This is a genomic window from Vibrio sp. S9_S30 (assembly GCF_014694455.1).
Lineage (GTDB): Bacteria > Pseudomonadota > Gammaproteobacteria > Enterobacterales > Vibrionaceae > Vibrio.
The window spans coordinates 110,197-128,252 of sequence record NZ_JAAUWT010000003.1 but is presented as its reverse complement, the minus strand read 5'-3'; the positions used below and the strand labels follow the sequence as shown (position 1 = coordinate 128,252).

The following is an 18,056-nucleotide window of genomic DNA, read 5'->3' as shown; positions in this document are numbered from 1 at the left end:
TATTTTGTATCGAAAAGGAGTACGCAAATTCTGTGTACTTTAAGATCAACACAACTAGCGGTCAGATATGGATATGGAAAAAAGGGGCCTAATCCGCTCTTATGAAACTGAATTTGCATTTTTATTTCGTTTAGCTGACATCGGAATCATTGGTGGGTCGCTTTTCGCCCTATCCCTTTTGTACGTTGGTGAATTTAATCGCGATTACAACCTTATCGGTGTCATCGCGATTATTTCCTACCTCTTAGGTGCCGAAAGTGCCAACCTATACCGCTCATGGCGAACCAACACGTTGCGCGAACAGTGTCAGCTCACGTTGCTACCATGGTTTATTGCCACCGTTATTCTTCTTGCTCTGGGCTATTTTACTAAAACAGGTGTCGACTTTTCACGTGTTGTTGTTGGTGCGTGGTTTGTTGTTGCCCCTGTTCTATTGATGTTCTGGCGTTGCGTTTACCGAATTGTATTGTTGAACTTACGTAAACAAGGGTTCAATACGCGTCGTGCTGTCATCATTGGTTTTACGGAGCATGGTCTTAAGCTTGCGCGCGAGATTGAACGCAATAAACAGCACGGCGTTGTGTTGGATGGGTTTTATGACGAGCGAAACGCAGAGCGCTTGCAGAAATCAACGTCATATAAAATTCTAGGTAATGTGGAGAAAGCGCTTGAACGCGCAAAAAATGGCGAGATAGAACATGTTTACATCGCCATGCCCTTGCATGCCAACAAGCGGATCTCGGATTTTCTTGCCCGATTCTCTGATACGACAGTCAATACTTATATCGTGCCCGATTTCTTTACGTATAACCTGTTGCATTCTCGATGGCACCATATTGGTGACGTCCACACGTTAAGTGTCTTTGATACCCCCTTTAATGGCTTTTCTTCGTGGATTAAACGCGTTGAAGATATTGTTTTGTCTTCCCTCATTCTCCTCATGATTTCACCTGTTTTAGCCGCAGTGGCATTGGGTGTGAAGCTGTCTTCTCCCGGGCCTGTGTTATTTAAGCAAGATCGATATGGATTGGATGGTCGAAAAATCAAAGTTTGGAAATTTCGATCCATGAAGGTGATGGATAACGGGGCGGTGGTGAAGCAAGCGACCAAAAATGATCCCCGAGTGACACGTTTTGGTGCGTTTCTTCGCCGAACATCCTTAGACGAGCTTCCTCAGTTTTTCAATGTCCTTCAAGGCTCCATGTCCATTGTTGGGCCTCGCCCACATGCGGTGAGCCATAACGAAGAATTTCGCCAAATTGTTGATAGATACATGCTACGCCATAAGGTTAAGCCGGGCATTACGGGCTGGGCACAAGTCAATGGGTACCGTGGCGAAACGGATACGATCGACAAAATGGAAAAACGCGTGGAGTTCGATTTGGCCTACATTCAAAACTGGTCATTTGGAATGGATCTAAAAATCGTACTCCTGACTATATTTAAAGGGTTCACTGGTAAAACTGCTTATTAAATCCGAGTACCGTATGATGATGAAATATTCCTTAGATAAGTTCTTCTTTTTGGTGTTTGGAGTGTTGGCGTTTACTCACAGTGCACTCCTTTCTGCCGAGCCTTTTGTGACAGAGTCAGGGATAGAGGTTGCCCCTGGAGTGAAAGCGCAATTTGGGCAAAACGATAACCTGCTGCTCGCCTCCGAGTCGAAAAATGCGGTGTCTTCTTCGTTTCTATTTCTAGACCCAAGTATTTCTTTGAGGTTCCAACCTCGCGAGCATGAATTTTTATTGTCATACAAACTGAGTAATGGTCGTTATTTCTCAAGCTCTAATGATGATTTCACCGATCATACTTTTGAAAGCAGGAATATAGTGAGGATCGGGTTCCGCCATGCTGTACGTGCTGATTTTCGGATAGCCAAATCTCATGAAGCTCGTGGTACTGGTTTAAGTGAAGGCGATGGAACCTCGACGGCTATCGATAGGCCACTGGATTTTCTCCAGCGTTCTGCTGTGACGACATACACCTATGGCGCGAGTGGGGCACAAGGTCAAATAGAGGCCAAGCTTGGGTACAGTGACGTGGAATACTTAAATTTCCGTAACCTTGGCGGAACCAATGACAATCGGAGCACGCGTTTTAAAGATTTTGACAATCGTTACGCTGGTTTGAGGTTCTCTTACCAATGGCTCGCGCATACTAAAGCCATTGTGGAGTATGAGTTTGCGAAGAAAACTTATGCCCTTACCGCTAACGGAGTGCCTTCTCTAGACAGCAATACGAACAGTTATTACGCAGGTTTAGAGTGGGATCCCACCGGGAAAATAAAAGGCTACGCAAAGATTGGCCTGCAAGATAAAGACTTTCTCGATTCAGATCGTGAGGACTTTACTGGGGTGAGTTGGTCAATTGGAATGGGTTGGAGCCCGTATTACCACTCGACTTGGAGCATTAATACAGAGCAAGTTGCACGAGACCCAGACCAAGATGGCGACTACGTCAAAGACAGCAATGTGAATATTGTTTGGAAGCATTATTGGCGTACACAGATATACACGAGAGCGGTTGTGGCAGCTAAATCTCAAGAGTATACCGGTGCTTTCCAAGATGGCGAGTTAAGAGACGATAAGTCTTTTGAATGGTCAGCGAATGTCGGATACGAATTTAATGAACGGATCGACTTCTCTGTTGGCGTCAGAAAAATAAATAAAACATCGAGCTGGGAAGGGTACGGCTATGATCAAATGATATGGTCAGTTTCCGGTTCCATTGCATATTAGTTGGAGTTATGAATAAAACATTTTTATCTTTGGTTGCATTATTGCTGCTGCTTCCGTTTAGGGTTTCTTCAGAATCTTTTGCAGCGACATACCAAATTGGACCAGGTGATCGTATTCAGATAAGTGTTTACGGAGAGCCTGATCTCTCTTTCAACGAATTATTAATTAATTCTAGCGGTACCTTTGATTACCCGTATTTGGGTGAAATAACCGCAAAAGGAAAAACAGCGCAACAGCTTAAGCTTGCGATTGAAAAAGGCTTGAAAGGGGATTACCTGATTACGCCTAAGGTGATGGTTAATTTCATTTCATTCCGAGAAATTTATGTGAACGGTGAGGTGAAAAAACCCGGAGGCTATGAGTACCAACCCGGGCTGACAGTGGATAAAGCGATAGCGCTTGCTGGCGGCTTTACAGACAGAGCGGCTCGCAAAAAAATCAACATTACCCCTAATGGCGGAGAAGAAACGCAAAAAGGCGTGTCGTTGAGCAAAGCCGTTAACCCAGGTGACATCATTGTCATTGAGCAAAGTTTTTTCTAATTCAACAAAAATCAGAATTCAAAATTTATGATAGTTAAAAGTGATGACTTAAAGCGCAATGACGAGTTCATTGACCTAAGTAAATACATTCAGTTAATAAAACAACATCTAGTATACGTAATTGCGTTTACCTTTTTTGTTGTGGTTTTGGTGACTCTTTATGTTCTTACCATAACGCCAGAATACAAAGCAACGTCCACTCTGCTTATTGAAAACCAGCAAAATAAAGTGATTTCAATAGAGCAAGTCGTTGGAGTTGACACCAGTAAGCAAGAGTATTATCAGACCCAATATGAAATCATTCGATCCAATCGGATTGCAGAAAAGGTCATCAGCGAGTTAGGTCTTGGTGTCATTGATGCGGACGTTACTGAAATTGAAGAGGCAGAGGCAACAGAGGGCAAATCGTTCATCCAAAGTGTAAAAAACGTATTTTATGAACTGCCGTTGTTGTCCCACTATATTCAAAAACCTCGCCCCCTTCTTGAAGAGCAGATTAGAGACAAACATCGTCAGGATTTGCTTCGTGAATTCAAGCGCAATCTTGCGGTTAGCCCAGTAAAAGATACCCAGCTAGTCAATATTACCTACTTTTCTGAGGATCCATTATTGGCCGCCAATATCGCAAATGCTGTTGGTGAAGCTTACATACAGAATCACATCGAATCGCAATTGGAAGCCAATCAACAAGCGTCGATTTGGATCAATTCTCGACTTGGAGAATTAGAGCAGCAGTTGGAACTTTCAGAACGTAAAATTGCTCGCTTTATGGAGCGTGAAGGTCTTGTGGACGCTGCGGGTATTGATAATTTAGCGACAACAGAGCTCACCAATCTGACAAACCAGCTTTCTGAAGCGCGCGATCGCCGATTGGCTGCTGAGTCTCTGTATTCCGTTCTCCAAACGAACAGTATTACCGACATCTCTAGTTTGTATTCCATAAAACAAGTCTCCAACCACCCTCAAATTCGCGATATTCGCTCTAACGAGGTGGAGGCCGAAAAGCGAGTTTTTGAGCTATCTAAACGTTATGGTCCTAAGCATGACAAGATGATTCGTGCCAAAGCGGAATTGGACTCACTGCAAAGTCGCTCAACTAAGATCCTGAAACAACTCGTTGTTGGGATTGAGAAAGAACTGTCGGCCGCGCTTGAACAAGAGCGAGGGTTAAAGAGAGAGTTAGAATCGAAGAAAAAGGAATTCCAGTCCGTTGCGCTAAAAAGAGCCGAATTTGAAACTCGCAAACGGGAAGTGGAAACCAACCGACAATTGTACGACTTGTTTTTGACACGCCAGAAAGAAACTTCCGCAACCAGTGATTACCAAAATGCCATTGCACGTTTTACCGACAAAGCAAGCGTACCTTTGGTGCCCGCTAAGCCTAAAAAGGTCTTGATTGTCGCGATCGCTGCGATCGGTGCTTTTGTGTTTGGGTTAGCGATGACCTTTATTCTTGAGGCGATGAGAAACACCTTCGAAAGACGTGTTGATGTTGAAAACAAAGTCGGGCTATCGGGCTTAGGTAGCGTTCCCAAAATCAAGGCGAAAAAATACCGCACAGAGAAGATTGGTGCAGAGCTGTTCTTAGACAAGGAACATAAAGAATTCGGGGAATCAATACGAAGTATACGGACTTCCCTCAAGTTAACCCTTATGCAGAATAAGCGTAAGTGTGTTGCGGTCACTTCTTCTGTTCCTGGTGAAGGAAAGACAACAATCTCTGTTAGCTTGGCTGAGTCATTTGCCGCAATGGAAAAAGTGCTGCTGATCGACTGCGATCTTCGTAAACCGTCCGTTGGCGAACGTTTTAATCTTAGCAACGCACAGCCGGGGATGACGAACTACTTACTTATGGACGCTGAACTAGACGATTGCATCTATCACCATGAGGAATCAGGGTTGGATGTGATGACATCAGGTTTGCTCATCCCTAATCCTCAGGAGTTGCTAGGCTCGGATCAATACAAAGATATGATTGAGTTGCTAAGCGAAAAATACGACCGAATCATCATCGATACGCCGCCAGTGAATGTGGTAACCGACCCAATGTTGGTTGCCAATGTGACGACTTCCTGCGTGATGATTGTGAAAGCCAACAGCACAAAAGTAAATCAGTTGAATTTCGCCATCTCTAGAATGCTCAAATATAAGAGTGTCATTGAAGGTGTCATTTTAAATCAGGATCAGAGTAAAACTCAGGACGCTTACCAGTACTACGGTACTTACAAGCAAAGCTAGGTCAAAATAATGGATATGCTAGATAAACCAACCGTTGATATTACGATCCTTTCTTGGGATCGAATTGACGACACGCTTGATGCCATAGACAGCGCGCTATCTCAGCAAGGCATAGAGCTGAAGATTATTGTTGTCGATCAAGGCTCACAACCTGATGGATTGGCAAGGCTACGTGAACATTGCTTAAAGGATACACGCATACAATTGGTGTGTAATCGCACCAATTTAGGTGTTCCCGGAGGGCGAAATCAAGCTTCAGATCAAGGAACTGGAGATTTCATCGTCGCGCTGGACAATGACGCTGAATTTGTGGATGAGCATCAGTTAGCGAAGGCATGTGACATTATGAAAGGTGAGCCAGAGCTCGGAGCATTAGCGTTTCGCATTCTTCGCTTTGGTAGCCAAGAAGACGACCTGACAAGTTGGTCTTATCACCAAAGTGCTGAAGAAGCATCGGAACAATCTTTTTATACCGATCGTTTTGTTGGCGCTGGTCATATGCTTAGGCGTGACGCCTTTGACGGGATTAATGGCTATGATGCTGACCTCTTTTTCTTACATGAAGAAGTGGATCTCTCTAAACGCTTGATGAATTCCCATTACAAAATTAAGTACACACCGGAAGTCGTCATTGGTCATAAAGTCTCTGCCGAGCATCGCGTTGCGTGGACTGGTGGACGCTGGACTTTTGATGTTCGCAACAAAACCTATCTTCACTTTAAGTTTAAAACCTTTTTGCCAACGGCGATTTTCCACACGGGTATTTTAGTTTGGCGAGGTGTTCGCTCTGGTCTGATTTGGTCGACATTTAAGGGGCTTTTCCAAGGGTTTTCGATGGTGCCCAAAGCGATAGCAGCGTGGAAACATCAGCCAAGTGTGAACTCTGACGCGCAAGCGAAAGCGTATATGGACTCTTGTTCTCCCACACAAGGAATGAGTGTTATGCAACGCGTCAAAATGCGCCTGAGTAGCGCAAAGCCTGTGCCAGTAAAGCCTAAAGGATAAAATTCGTGGAACAATCAGCCCCTATCATTGAATTCAACGAACAGATTCTAGATTCGTTGAAAAAAACTTTGGTTGAAAACTTTCGACCACACCTAGAGAACAAAGACGCAATCTTTATCGATTACCCGGTGCACCTTAATGTTGGTGATCTTTTGATTGCTGAGGGAACGGAAGCGCTTTTTAGAGTATTGGGCGTAAACATCACTGCACGTATATCTGAACGAAACCAAGAACGCTTGTTCAGTAAGAAGATTCCAAAAGAGACGGTTCTTGTGCTTCATGGCGGTGGTAATTTTGGTGATTTATACCCGCATCATCAGTCGTTACGCGAGCGTGTCATTGAGTCGTTTCCGGAAAACACCATTCTGATCATGCCGCAGTCTGTTCATTATCAGGATCCTTCTCAGTTAACTCAAAAGGTTCCGCTGTTTAAGTCTCATAACAATCTTTATATGTTTGTCCGAGATGAGCACTCATTCGAGGTAATGAGTGAAGCGTTTGATGGTGATCATCTCAAACTGTTACCTGATATGGCGTTCGCAATGTCTGATCGTTGGAAAGGAATTGCCCGCATGTCGGAAGGAACACTAAGTCTAAGAAGGCGCGATATAGAAGCTACAGATTCTGGCGAAGGTGGCGACAGATTTGATTGGGATGACCTTTTCAAAGCTTTTGATGAACGTTGCTACAATATAGCCAGAAGGCTGGCTAGGTATGAAAACAAACTTCATTTGAACTTGGGTCTTGATGCGTTCTGGAAGTGGTATAGCAACAACTTGATTCAACGGGGTGTAGAGAAATTTACATCTTATAGCGTTGTTGATACAGATCGCCTTCATGGAATGATTCTTTCTCTTTTAGTTGGAAACGATGTTGTTATGAGAGACAACAGCTACGGAAAACTAAAACGTTATGCGAGTTGCTGGCTCGGTTTAAAACTCGAAGGTGAAGAACCGCAAAACATTAAGAAAGCGGCAAATGAATAGCCGAATTGTAAAGCTGCTGTGGATCGCCGTAGAGAAGTTCGGCATGACAGTGGTCTCGATTGCGACCTTCGTCATATACGCAAGATTGTTAACGCCGACTGAGTTTGGTGTTGCGGTCTTAGCTTTGTCTATTGGTCAAGGGATCGCTCTTATATTCGGAAATCTTTTTGAAGATGCATTAGTTCGCCATAATAAGCCAGACTCGACTCACTTTGATACAGCTTTTTGGGGAGGAATAAGCATCAGCCTATTCCTTTGTGCGACAGTATTAACCATTTGTGGGCTGATGCAGCTCGACCCTGCTCTGTTTAACCTTATAGCATTTTCTCTTCTGCATATCATTTTGGTGAGTGTGTCTTCTCTTTATGTCGCCAAGCTTAGACGAGAAGGTCGGTTTGATACTTTGGCCAAACGTACCATGATTTCGAGATTGATTGGTGCGGTGTCCGGTGTGTCGATGGCATTCTATGGTTTCGGTAGTATTGCAGTTGTAGCGCAATCAATCATTATCGAAATGGTGGGGTTTGCTTATCTTTTGATTGTGTCTAAACACTCTATAGGGGGCGCATTTCATCAGAAAGTGTTTTTCGAATTGGGCTCTATTGGCTGGATGCTGTGCGTACGCCGCCTAAGTTGGGATGCTTCCATTCGAGGTATTCCAATTGTGTTAGGGATGACGGCTGGGGCGACAACAGTTGGGTTATTTGGCTTCGCTTGGCGCATGGTTGAAATGCCTCGAAGTGCCATTGCCAGTGGCTTACTTAGCTACGCACTGCCTGTTTTTTCTCGACGTCAGAGTAAAAAAGAAGAACTCTGTCAGCTATTTCAGTCTTCTACTAAGTTCACAGCAATGATAGTGACACCGCTCTTTATTGGCTTGGCACTTGTTACGCCCACTCTTGTGCCGTGGTTGTTTGGTGAGAAGTGGATAGACGCCATACTGCCAACCCAGATTTTTGCAATAGTGGCCGTGTTAAGTTTGGCCCGAATTTATGTGCCTGTTTCATTTACGGCAATTGCTAAGCCGAGTACTGCACTGATGTCCGATGTGGCTGGTACTGTCGTTGCGTTAAGTATTACTGCTGCCTTTGGTCCAACATACGGTGCACTGGCGGCGGCAGTTGCCATGTTAATGCGTGTGGTCGTCACAATGCCATTCAACATGGAAGGCTATAAAAAAATATTTGGATTGAGTTGGTTTCATCAAATCAAGCCTGTATTGCCTGCGTGGCTTGCGTCTATTGGCATGACGGCGTCCATCTTAGTGTTTGAGCGATTTATTGACTCTACTCTTGCTGTTGTGTTTTTCGCAACCTGTTTGATTGGAGCTGTCAGTTACGTCATCAGCATGAAACTGATTTATCCTTCTTGGCAACAAGAACTCCGTCAATTTCTGAATCGGTAAAGCGGGTAGATTTATGAAGAACGTGATTATTTTTTCAAACCATCTCCTCGCTTACTCTGAAACATTTATTCGGTCGCAAGGGGAAGCGTTAAAGCACTTCAAGGCTCAATATGTTGGCAGTGATAAAGTGGCTCAAGGGCTATCGCTTCCTAGCGAGCGGACTCATATTGTTAAATCGGGTGTTTTGGGCGCGCCAACGGACAAATTGTTTAAATTGGGTTTCGTGCTTCCTAACTTACTGAGCAGAATGAGAAAGCTTGAACCTGCGTTGATTCATGCTCATTTTGGCCCTAATGGCATGACGGCGTTGTCTCTTGCAGAAAAGTTAGGTGCACCACTGGTGGTGACTTTTCATGGCTTCGATGTCATTGAGTCCCCTTCAATTGAAAAACATGGTCGTTTGCATATCCGGTATATGGAAAACAGATTGAAGCTTGCCGATAACGCGACTCAGTTTATTGCGGTGTCGAACTGGGTAAAAGGCAGAATGGTTAAGCTTGGGTTTCCAGAAAGTAAGATCATTCGCCATTACATTGGTATTGATACGAAGTTCTTCACGCCTGATGAATCGGTACACCGCGAAAATATTGTTCTCTGTGTTGGCCGTATGACGGCATACAAGGGGCACCGATTCTTGATTGAAGCGATGTCTAAAGTGCAAAAACTTGCGCCGGACTACACACTGGTGCTGATCGGTGATGGAGAAGAGAAAGCCAGCCTTGAAGAACTGGCTAAGTCTAAAGGCATTCACATTGAATTCACGGGTCGGCAAACACCCGAGCAAGTAAAACACTGGATGCAAAGAGCAAGGGTATATGTTCAGCCTAGCATCAGGCTGCCGAACGGGCAGGAAGAGGCACTTGCTTTAACGATTGTTGAAGCGCAAGCCGTAGGGACGCCAGCGGTGGTGTTCAACACCGGAGGGATGCCTGAAGCCATCATTGATGGTGAAACGGGAACCGTTGTCAATGAAGAGAATATTGACGAGTTGGCAGACGCGATTGTTAACCTGTCTTATGACCACGCTCGTTGGGACAGATACAGCAACAATGCCATCGAGTTTGTTCGCCAGACTCATAATTTAGATAAACAGTGCACAGCACTTGAACGCATTTATCAGAATGTGCTGCAGCAGAATTAATGCATTTTATTAGGGATACGTCAGTGAAACTCTCCGTAATTATTCCATCCTACCAATCTCAAGATAACTTGGGTCGCAATCTATCGGCGTTAGCAAAACAGATGGATAAGGTTGACGCAGAAGTATTGGTAGTCGATTGTTCTCCAGGAAATGAAGTCGATCAAATTTGTGCCCAATACCCGTTTGTGCGTCTTCTTAAAGAAGAACAACGTTTTAACCCCGGTGGTGGGCGAAATATTGGTTCTCAATCTGCAAAGGGTGATTACCTCGTGTTTGCCGATGCTGATGTTGTCTTGGATGAGCAAGCGCTTCAAAACATTGCAAAGCATGCGACTGAGGGAGCAAAGATATTTGGTGGGGCGTTGGATCTCGATAAGAAAGGTCACGTAACGCTCACCTCCTACATTGAGCATTACTATTTCAACCATGAATCTCAATCTTCTCGCACGCCAACCCGCCGCGCGAATTTAAGCTCGGCGTTAATGATTATCGAGAAAGCGTTGTTTGATGACGTCGGTGGGTTTAGTGATATCCCACGTATGCAAGACACCGAATTAACGGAAAGGTTGGCGCGCATGGGGCATAGACTGCATTTCTTCCCAGATGTCATCGGCTATCAGATTCAAGATTCTCCGTTCAAGAAAGTGTTCAAAAAAATCTATATTACGGGTAATAACCTGTTTTTCCTTCGTTACCATTCGAAATGGGAAGGGTTGGCTAAGTGGTTTTTGGCGTTACTTTTGCCATTCATGATGTTGGTAAAGATCACTCGAATTAATTTACGTAACCTGAGATATGCTTTCAGCCCGTTGATGCTTTTTGTTCTTTGTCCAATTATGTATGTATGCGGAATTGCATGGATGGTCGGTTTCTATAAAGGTATTTTTGTAAGCGATGGAATAGCCAAAGGGCGATAGTCATGAGTATTGCGATCTTTTCGATTTCAGACCAATATCATAAGTTTCATCGTCGACCCTTTATCAATGCGATCAGTGATGCGTTAGCTCTTGAAAATGTACCATTACTGTATTTCAAGCGGCCAAAATGGATCTTGAAATCCGACAGGGGGTATTTAAAGGAAGAGCTGGTAGGGAATACCAGAGTCCTTCCTCTTGTCACGCTGCTTCCGATTAGCTGGACGCTAAACAGCAAAATTCTGCGCTATTTAACCGTTTCCTTACCCATCAAGTGGCAAGTTGCGAAAGCGGGCAAAAAGTGTGGAAGCAAAGTGTCTTGTTTATGGTTTTATAAACCGGATCAGTACCTTTATTTGAATGATCTGAATATTCCCTATGCTTACACACACTACGATAATTATGACGGTGACGCACAATACCTGTTTTCAAAACACAAAGATTATCAATACACGCTAAAGCAGTGCGTTGAGAACAGTGCGGTGTGTTTTGCGACAAGCCATCGCCTTGTAGAAAAGTTATCTGGGATGTCTGAGGACACGAAAGTTCACTATCTCCCGAATGCGGTGAGTGAAGCGATGATTTCGTCTTTTGGCGCTGCGAAGGAGCCTGAGAATGTGATCGGTTTTGTCGGTTCGATTGATAAATCAACCGATGAAAGCCTCATTGAAAAAGTCTGCATGGCTTATCCCAATATGACGGTTAGGCTGATTGGAACAGTGAACAACCCTGCTATTTCAGAGCTTGCAAAACGCGTGGATAATTTGGATCTTCCTGGGGTTGTACCTTATGAGCGACTTCCTGCTGTCTTGTCTTCCTTTAGGGTGGGCATTTGTCCTTATCGTTCTTCACCATTTAACCAATATCGCAATCCTCTCAAACTCTATGAGTACTGTGCAGCGGGTATTCCTTCCGTTTCAACCGCATGCGACTTTGATCATCTAGGCAAAAAACTTGTGAATGTTGTGGATTCTGATGAGGCATTTGTTGAATTGATCGGTAAAGCGATGGATTCAGACTCATTGATGCTCAAAGAGTCGAGGCAAGTATTTGCGAAAAAAAATACGTGGAGAATCAGAGCGGAAATGGCTCTGAATTTTATTAAGGAAACGAAATTATGATCAACGAATTTCGCCAATTCGTCTCTAAAATCACCGTATTTGAATCTCAGTCGGATGCCGTTTCGTATTGCCAAAAGGAGCTGAGTCTCGGAAAGCGACTCAACATTTCCTTTCTCAACGCTCACGCCTTTAACCTTGCTTGTCAGAATGAGCGCTTTGTCGATGCCATACTCGTTAGCGATGTAGTGTTTCGTGATGGCATAGGCGTCAAAATATTGTTCAAATTACTGGGTAAGTCGGCTGGCTGTAATTTGAATGGCACGTGTTTGATCCCCGTCTTGCTTAGAGAAGCGTTTCAGGGGAAGAGAGTTGCGCTTTTTGGTTCAACCGACGCCGAGCTGACGGTCGCCAAGCAAAAACTGCAGTCACAAGGTGTGGATGTTGTGACCATGCTGGACGGGTTTAGAGAGCCGGATGCTTATGTTGATCACCTACGGGATCACTCGGTAGACGTGGTGGTTATGGCGATGGGGATGCCAAAACAGGAAGGGGTATCTAAACTCATCTGTGAAGCCTATCCCGATGTGTCCACGATTAATGGTGGAGCAATCTTGGATTTTATTGCTGGTAAAGTCACAAGAGCACCTGAATGGGTACAAAAATTAAGCTTGGAATGGTTATACCGATTAATTCAAGAACCAAAGCGGTTGTTTCGTCGTTATGTGATTGGAAATGTGGTGTTTTTAACACGGGCGATGGTCGTGAAGGTGAGCAGGTAGTATGAAGCGTATTCTGAATCATTTTGTTGGCATAGTATTTTTTTTGCTAGGGTTTGTTTTGTCTTCTCAGACGGCTTTTGCTAAGAGCCCTAAAAAGGCAATGAATCCGGAAGAGTTTATCTCAACGAATGAAAAGGTGGCGCTCGTATACGAATGCAGTCCTGATCTTTGGAAAAAATCCTTATCAAATAGGGAGTTTGAATTTACGCTTAAGCCTAAAAAAGGCAGAAAACGGTGTGAGATAGCCGTACAAAAAGCCTTAAAACGAGAGCAACCATTTTCACTTAGCTTTCAATTCAAAGTTGAAGACGATTACGCCTATTCGAACAGTTGGCACAGTTATTTTCAGATCCATTCTTTTCCCGATAAGGGGGAAAACTGGCGTTGCCCAATTATGGCGTTAGAAACAAGTGCTGGGAAGTTGAGAATGTTTAACCGTTGGGATCTTCAACGAATATCTAGCACAGTGGATGGTACTTGTGCATCGCCCAACAACTCGATAAGAGCGCGAACCCTTTTTGAGGATGTGAGTTATTCTGCCAATAAATGGCACCAGTTTAAGATTGAGGGGACACTCTCTACAGAGACCTCTGCGTGTCTGAAAACCTACCTAGATGGCAAAAAATTAAGCGAGACGTGTGGTCCTAACACGTTTAACGATGCAAAGATGCCGTTTTTTAAGCTAGGCATATACAAGCCAACCCGCTGGGATATATATCCCGAAATAAGCATAAAAATTAAGGAATTGGAGCTTAAATAGCTTATGCTGATACGTAGAGAAACATTTAATCTATTTTGCTTAACCTCGCTTTTCTATTTGGTCCTGATTCGATCATCAAATATGGGGTTTGGTTACCCATCTGCCCAGTATCAACTTAGCCAGATTACGTTTATGCCTCAAAAAATCATGCAGATGGTCTTGTTTGCGATTTTGCTGGTTTTTCTGTTTTTTTCTGGACTATCGGTGCTGAGAAAATTCAAAACCAGTTTGCTGGCTAACCTCATTACACTGTGTGTTCTTCTCTCAATAGTGTTTTCTCCAAATATGTTTTTGGCCTTTCGTTACCTTACTTCGGTTGCCGTAGTCTCCATTCCTATCCTGCTCTATTACCAATATTATGGACCTGAAGCGCTATTCGACAATTTAGTGAAATTCCTTATTGTAGTTGTGCTCCTGAACCTGATTTATGTGATTGTTTTTCCACAATATGGAATCATGAGTGGGGTTCACTCTGGAGCGTGGAGAGGGTTGTTTGTACACAAAAATGGCGCCGGGTCATTTTTTGCTGTCGTCAGTGTTATTTTTTTCCAAAAATGGTGGTTTGAATCTAAACGCCGTGATGTTAAGCAATTGGGATTATTTCTCATTTGTTTATTCATGGTTGCAATGTCTAAGTCTGTTACTGCACTACTAACCATGGTGATTGTTATATCAACCTTTTTTGTTGTTCTCGTTGTTATATCTAAGCCTCTTATTAGACAAAAAATTGTGCTTTTACTGTTCTATTTTGTTGGTCTTATATTATCGGTTTCATTACTTAATGTGTTCCTATACGACATTTTTTATTTTCTAGGTAAAGATCCAACGCTCACGGGGCGCACTGGACTTTGGAATGTTCTCTTTGATTTGATTTTCGATAGACCTTTATTTGGATATGGAGTGGGTGTTTTTACTCGCCCGGAAATAATGTATCAGTACTCATCCGCATTTGGTTGGTCTGCAAAAACAACACACAGTTCTTATATGGATTTGATTTTAGGGATCGGTATTCCAGGCAGTATTTTAATGTTCCTATGGGTAGGGAAAAGTATATTTTTAGCATTGATGGCAAAAACCTTAACTTATAGGTATGAGCAACAACTGGCCATTGCCGTTAGTGTAATAACGGGCGGAATGACCGTTGCTTCAGCGTCAAGTGGTGTCCTTTTAAGTAACACATTTGCGTGGGTATTACTGCTAAGTATGATTTTATTCTGCCATTCTCGTGAAGTGCCAAACGAAAGTTTAGATGTATAGAATCTAATATTTAAGTTAAGAGCTGGAATATATAAGTCATTGTTCTGTAAAGAGTAGATCATTTTTTGATGTGTTTTTTAAAAAATAGGTATGGTCTATTATCTAATACTGGTTTGGTTTCTTAATGATTTCCTAGAATTATTTTTTCCTTTTTTAATGCCGTAATTTAGTTGTTCTCACCCTATTTGATTAATCAGAACTTATTAGGTTAGTAAGTTCTAATGCTGCAGTCCTATTTTGTCATTATTGTTTGTTAGAGTGGTGTCAAATTGATGTTAGGAGCAATATAATTTTCCATGAATTCAATAACGTGGCACCAACGATAATAGGCCTTATATTCGGGTGCTAATTCACTTGTGTTATATATAAATTGGAGACATGGACATGACTATAACAACATATGTAGGGACAACTAACACAGATGGCACAGGCTCAGCATCAAACCTTAATGCAGGAAATGCAACTCAATCTCTAGTTGGAATGGGTGCAGTATCCGCAGATGGTGTGGAGCTTCAGACTATAACGAGCTCTTTGAGTGCGACATTTATTTCATCCGATAGCTGGAATAAAGCAGGCTATAAAGAAGCGAAAGTCGATGGCAATGATAAAGTTGTTTATGTAAATAACTTTGTAGACGTCGATATCGATAACCAAAATAACCAAGGTGCATCGATTGTTGTTTCAAATGCAAAGCGTGGTGAAATAGACACAGGTAGAGGTAACGACAATATCGCGGTGTCCGTATTTTCAAACAATACACTGTGGAGTAATCTTTTTGAGATTAATTCAGGCGCTGGAAACGATACGATCACAATGACGCATGCTAAAAACTCGCAATTCACACGTTTTGATATCGATGCGGGGACAGGCAACGATGTCGTTGATGTCTCTGGCTTACTCGGTCCCGCTGAAGGTATAACGGGTCGCGATGTAAATGGTGGTTCGGGTTTTGATGTCTTGAAACTCAGCGGAACCGATACGGTGACGTTTGAAAACTTTGAAGTGGTAAAAGGCACCGGAAAAATCGCGCCAGCGGCACTCACCATTGACAGCACCTTGCTTGCTGCAAACGATGCAGAATCACAAGTTGGGTTTGGCTTGGTATTGTCAAACATTGACCTCACGTTGGACGAAAGCGTTACTGGGTATGACAGTAGTGCATTGACCGCCGCAGAAGAAACGTACTTACAGGCTCAGGGCCTGAATGCTGACGCATTTTTCTCTGTAACGGTTTACACCGCTGATGACACGTATCAGATTCTAACAACTGATACGGACTTTGCTCCAGTATAAGCCGACCTTACTGAGGGATCACATGCTTAGTGTGATCCCTCTTGGTACTTGGTTCATGCACAGGGGAGACTCACTCCCCGTATGCTCTCCGAGTATGTCTGTGAAGGTTAAGGCACTTTATATTCGTGTCGTTTTAGGTTCTTTTTCTTTTAAGAGCCTTAGAAGACAAGGAATATAATAAATATTAAATTGACTTACTGGCAGAATTGTTATGAAACGTTGGTCTATATTTACTTCTTATCGCAAGAAAAATTATTTCTATTTTCAAGTCTTTTCCGTATTTGCAAATCTTTTGGTGTTGGTACTCCCAATATACAGTTTGCAAGTGTTTGATCGTGTTCTCTCTTCTCGTAGTACGGATACCCTCCTTTTTCTTGCTTTGATTGCAGTGTTTCTCCTTGTTGTACAAGTTGCGATGGACTATACACGTCAACAAGTTCTCAACAACGTATCATCCATATATGATCAATCGTTTGGTGAGTTGCTGATTCAAAAGAGCCTAAATTTGTCCTCTAAGAATGCGGCGGCAGCGCACAAAGCGGTAAAAGATCACCAATTGGCTAAGCAATACTTATCTTCCCCTTTTCATCGAAGTTTATCGGATCTTCCTTGGTCGCTCATTTTCATTATTGTGCTTTTCCTTCTCCACCCCATGTTAGGTGCTTATGCACTTGCTGTAACGCTGGTATTAGCGACAGCAAGTGGTTTGCTGCTGTTACTGACGCACAAAAGCATGAATGAAGCGAAGAATATGGCGATCCAGCAATCGTCCTCGGTTCAAAAGTTGTTCTGTAAAGGCAAGTTATTGAAGTCATACCAAGCTTCTGGAAAAGTGCTGGAGCGCTGGAAGCAAAAACACAGCCGCACTCTTGAACAAGAGTTGCGTTCAAAGTGTTTTACCAATTATGGACAAACCATCATCAAGATGATTCGGATGACGGTTCAAGTGGGTGTTTTTGCGGTAGGGGCTTGGCTGGTCATCAATGAACAAATCATGGCTGGCTCGCTCTTGGCTGCTTCCATTCTGTTAGGAAGAATACTTGCGCCGATTGATCAAGGTGCAAACCAATATTTCAATTGGCTGGAATCAAAACAAGCGTTCGAAAGAATCGGTGCCGTTTTCTCTAGTCATCAGGACGACAGTAAAATGGATATCGCACTCGATACGATTGAATTGTCGGTTGACCAGGTGACTTACCGAGGGGGAGGCGATCGACTGTTGGTTCACAATATTGGCTTCAACTTAAAGCCGGGACACTGTTTGGCGATCAAAGGAGCATCTGGGGCAGGTAAGTCAACCTTGCTCAAGCTCTTGGCGAATTATTACGTGCCTACCAAAGGGCAGGTGCGAGTGAATGGGATTAATATCGATAAGCTGGATACCACACGTCTCGCTGAATCCATCGGTTATTTGCCTCAAGTTATCGACGTGTTTGACGCAACAGTTTCCGACAATATCAGCAGATTTGGAGACCATTTAGATATGCAGGTTTCTGAGAATGTAGTGAAAGCGAGTAAAGCAGCGCAATGTCATAGTTTCGTTGCCAAGCTTCCGCAAAGTTACGGAACCATGTTGGGGTCAGAAGGGGTGGAATTGTCTCGCAGTGAAATGCAGCGTTTGGCATTAGCACGTTGTTTTTATTACCAACCTAAGCTTCTTATTCTGGATGAGCCGACGGCATTTCTTGATAACGCCGCCGTCCTGCAATTGATGAAGCACCTTGAGGTTCTAAAAAGTAGTGGTGTTGGCATTATCTTCGTAAGCAGTTCTCCATTGATGATGACGTTGGCTGATTACGTCGTTGAGCTTAAAGATGGCGTCATTTCAGAAGCGTATGAAAACAAAGCGAAACAAGAGAAGAAAAGCATCAATATTGCCAGTCACTCAAACTACCAAGCGATAAAATACTAAAGGCTTAATGATGAATGACTCAACA

Annotated in this window: 15 protein-coding genes; all 15 read left to right on the top strand. The window is 43.3% G+C overall.

Annotated features, from left to right (window positions below; genetic code table 11):
• The first annotated feature begins 73 nt into the window (after positions 1-73).
• The 15 genes from HC752_RS04645 (at position 74) to HC752_RS04575 (ending at position 18,031) form a co-directional block, all read left to right on the top strand.
• The gene (locus HC752_RS04645; protein WP_190333961.1) at positions 74-1,474 is read left to right on the top strand and encodes an undecaprenyl-phosphate glucose phosphotransferase; all 1,401 of its coding nucleotides are present in this window, start codon (positions 74-76) and stop codon (positions 1,472-1,474) included.
• Positions 1,475-1,487: 13 nt separating this feature from the next.
• A complete protein-coding gene (locus tag HC752_RS04640) occupies positions 1,488-2,738 on the top strand; it encodes an outer membrane beta-barrel protein (RefSeq protein WP_190333960.1) in 1,251 nt (416 codons plus the stop codon).
• A gap of 8 nt (positions 2,739-2,746) precedes the next feature.
• Positions 2,747-3,280, top strand: coding sequence for a polysaccharide biosynthesis/export family protein (locus HC752_RS04635; RefSeq protein WP_190333959.1), 534 nt, complete (start codon positions 2,747-2,749; stop codon positions 3,278-3,280).
• Positions 3,281-3,307: 27 nt separating this feature from the next.
• Positions 3,308-5,518, top strand: a complete 2,211-nt coding sequence (locus tag HC752_RS04630) for a GumC family protein (RefSeq protein ID WP_190333958.1) — start codon at positions 3,308-3,310, stop codon at positions 5,516-5,518.
• A gap of 9 nt (positions 5,519-5,527) precedes the next feature.
• Positions 5,528-6,523: a glycosyltransferase family 2 protein gene (locus HC752_RS04625; protein WP_190333957.1), complete on the top strand. Its 996-nt coding sequence runs from the start codon at positions 5,528-5,530 to the stop codon at positions 6,521-6,523.
• A gap of 5 nt (positions 6,524-6,528) precedes the next feature.
• Positions 6,529-7,509: a polysaccharide pyruvyl transferase family protein gene (locus HC752_RS04620; protein WP_190333956.1), complete on the top strand. Its 981-nt coding sequence runs from the start codon at positions 6,529-6,531 to the stop codon at positions 7,507-7,509.
• On the top strand, positions 7,502-8,914 hold the full coding sequence (locus HC752_RS04615) for an oligosaccharide flippase family protein (RefSeq protein ID WP_190333955.1): 1,413 nt from the start codon (positions 7,502-7,504) through the stop codon (positions 8,912-8,914). The genes HC752_RS04620 and HC752_RS04615 overlap by 8 nt, the downstream gene beginning before the upstream one ends.
• Positions 8,915-8,927: 13 nt before the next feature.
• A complete protein-coding gene (locus HC752_RS04610) occupies positions 8,928-10,055 on the top strand; it encodes a glycosyltransferase (RefSeq protein ID WP_190333954.1) in 1,128 nt (375 codons plus the stop codon).
• 23 nt (positions 10,056-10,078) lie between these two features.
• Positions 10,079-10,972: a glycosyltransferase gene (locus tag HC752_RS04605; protein ID WP_190333953.1), complete on the top strand. Its 894-nt coding sequence runs from the start codon at positions 10,079-10,081 to the stop codon at positions 10,970-10,972.
• 2 nt (positions 10,973-10,974) lie between these two features.
• A complete protein-coding gene (locus HC752_RS04600) occupies positions 10,975-12,090 on the top strand; it encodes a glycosyltransferase (protein ID WP_190333952.1) in 1,116 nt (371 codons plus the stop codon).
• Entirely contained in the window at positions 12,087-12,809 is a 723-nt protein-coding gene (locus HC752_RS04595; RefSeq protein ID WP_190333951.1) for a WecB/TagA/CpsF family glycosyltransferase, read from the top strand. The genes HC752_RS04600 and HC752_RS04595 overlap by 4 nt, the downstream gene beginning before the upstream one ends.
• A 1-nt stretch (position 12,810) precedes the next feature.
• Positions 12,811-13,569 carry a heparin lyase I family protein gene (locus HC752_RS04590; RefSeq protein ID WP_190333950.1) on the top strand — a complete coding sequence of 253 codons (759 nt, stop codon included), beginning with the start codon at positions 12,811-12,813 and terminating at the stop codon, positions 13,567-13,569.
• 132 nt (positions 13,570-13,701) lie between these two features.
• Positions 13,702-14,826 carry an O-antigen ligase family protein gene (locus HC752_RS04585; RefSeq protein ID WP_238930409.1) on the top strand — a complete coding sequence of 375 codons (1,125 nt, stop codon included), beginning with the start codon at positions 13,702-13,704 and terminating at the stop codon, positions 14,824-14,826.
• A 384-nt stretch (positions 14,827-15,210) separates the two neighbouring features.
• Positions 15,211-16,119, top strand: a complete 909-nt coding sequence (locus HC752_RS04580) for a hypothetical protein (protein ID WP_190333948.1) — start codon at positions 15,211-15,213, stop codon at positions 16,117-16,119.
• A gap of 211 nt (positions 16,120-16,330) precedes the next feature.
• Complete coding sequence (locus HC752_RS04575; RefSeq protein ID WP_190333947.1) at positions 16,331-18,031, top strand: type I secretion system permease/ATPase; 1,701 nt, start codon at positions 16,331-16,333, stop codon at positions 18,029-18,031.
• The last annotated feature ends 25 nt before the right edge of the window (positions 18,032-18,056 follow it).

Excerpts from the sequence above, each read along its gene's own strand:
- HC752_RS04610 (WP_190333954.1), top strand. The coding sequence starts at position 8,928 with ATGAAGAACGTGATTATTTTTTCAAACCATCTCCTCGCTTACTCTGAA.
- HC752_RS04595 (WP_190333951.1), top strand. The coding sequence starts at position 12,087 with ATGATCAACGAATTTCGCCAATTCGTCTCTAAAATCACCGTATTTGAA.
- HC752_RS04630 (WP_190333958.1), top strand. The coding sequence starts at position 3,308 with ATGATAGTTAAAAGTGATGACTTAAAGCGCAATGACGAGTTCATTGAC.
- HC752_RS04585 (WP_238930409.1), top strand. The coding sequence starts at position 13,702 with ATGCCTCAAAAAATCATGCAGATGGTCTTGTTTGCGATTTTGCTGGTT.
- HC752_RS04645 (WP_190333961.1), top strand. The coding sequence starts at position 74 with ATGGAAAAAAGGGGCCTAATCCGCTCTTATGAAACTGAATTTGCATTT.
- HC752_RS04615 (WP_190333955.1), top strand. The coding sequence starts at position 7,502 with ATGAATAGCCGAATTGTAAAGCTGCTGTGGATCGCCGTAGAGAAGTTC.
- HC752_RS04590 (WP_190333950.1), top strand. The coding sequence starts at position 12,811 with ATGAAGCGTATTCTGAATCATTTTGTTGGCATAGTATTTTTTTTGCTA.
- HC752_RS04575 (WP_190333947.1), top strand. The coding sequence starts at position 16,331 with ATGAAACGTTGGTCTATATTTACTTCTTATCGCAAGAAAAATTATTTC.
- HC752_RS04635 (WP_190333959.1), top strand. The coding sequence starts at position 2,747 with ATGAATAAAACATTTTTATCTTTGGTTGCATTATTGCTGCTGCTTCCG.
- HC752_RS04625 (WP_190333957.1), top strand. The coding sequence starts at position 5,528 with ATGGATATGCTAGATAAACCAACCGTTGATATTACGATCCTTTCTTGG.
- HC752_RS04580 (WP_190333948.1), top strand. The coding sequence starts at position 15,211 with ATGACTATAACAACATATGTAGGGACAACTAACACAGATGGCACAGGC.
- HC752_RS04640 (WP_190333960.1), top strand. The coding sequence starts at position 1,488 with ATGATGATGAAATATTCCTTAGATAAGTTCTTCTTTTTGGTGTTTGGA.
- HC752_RS04600 (WP_190333952.1), top strand. The coding sequence starts at position 10,975 with ATGAGTATTGCGATCTTTTCGATTTCAGACCAATATCATAAGTTTCAT.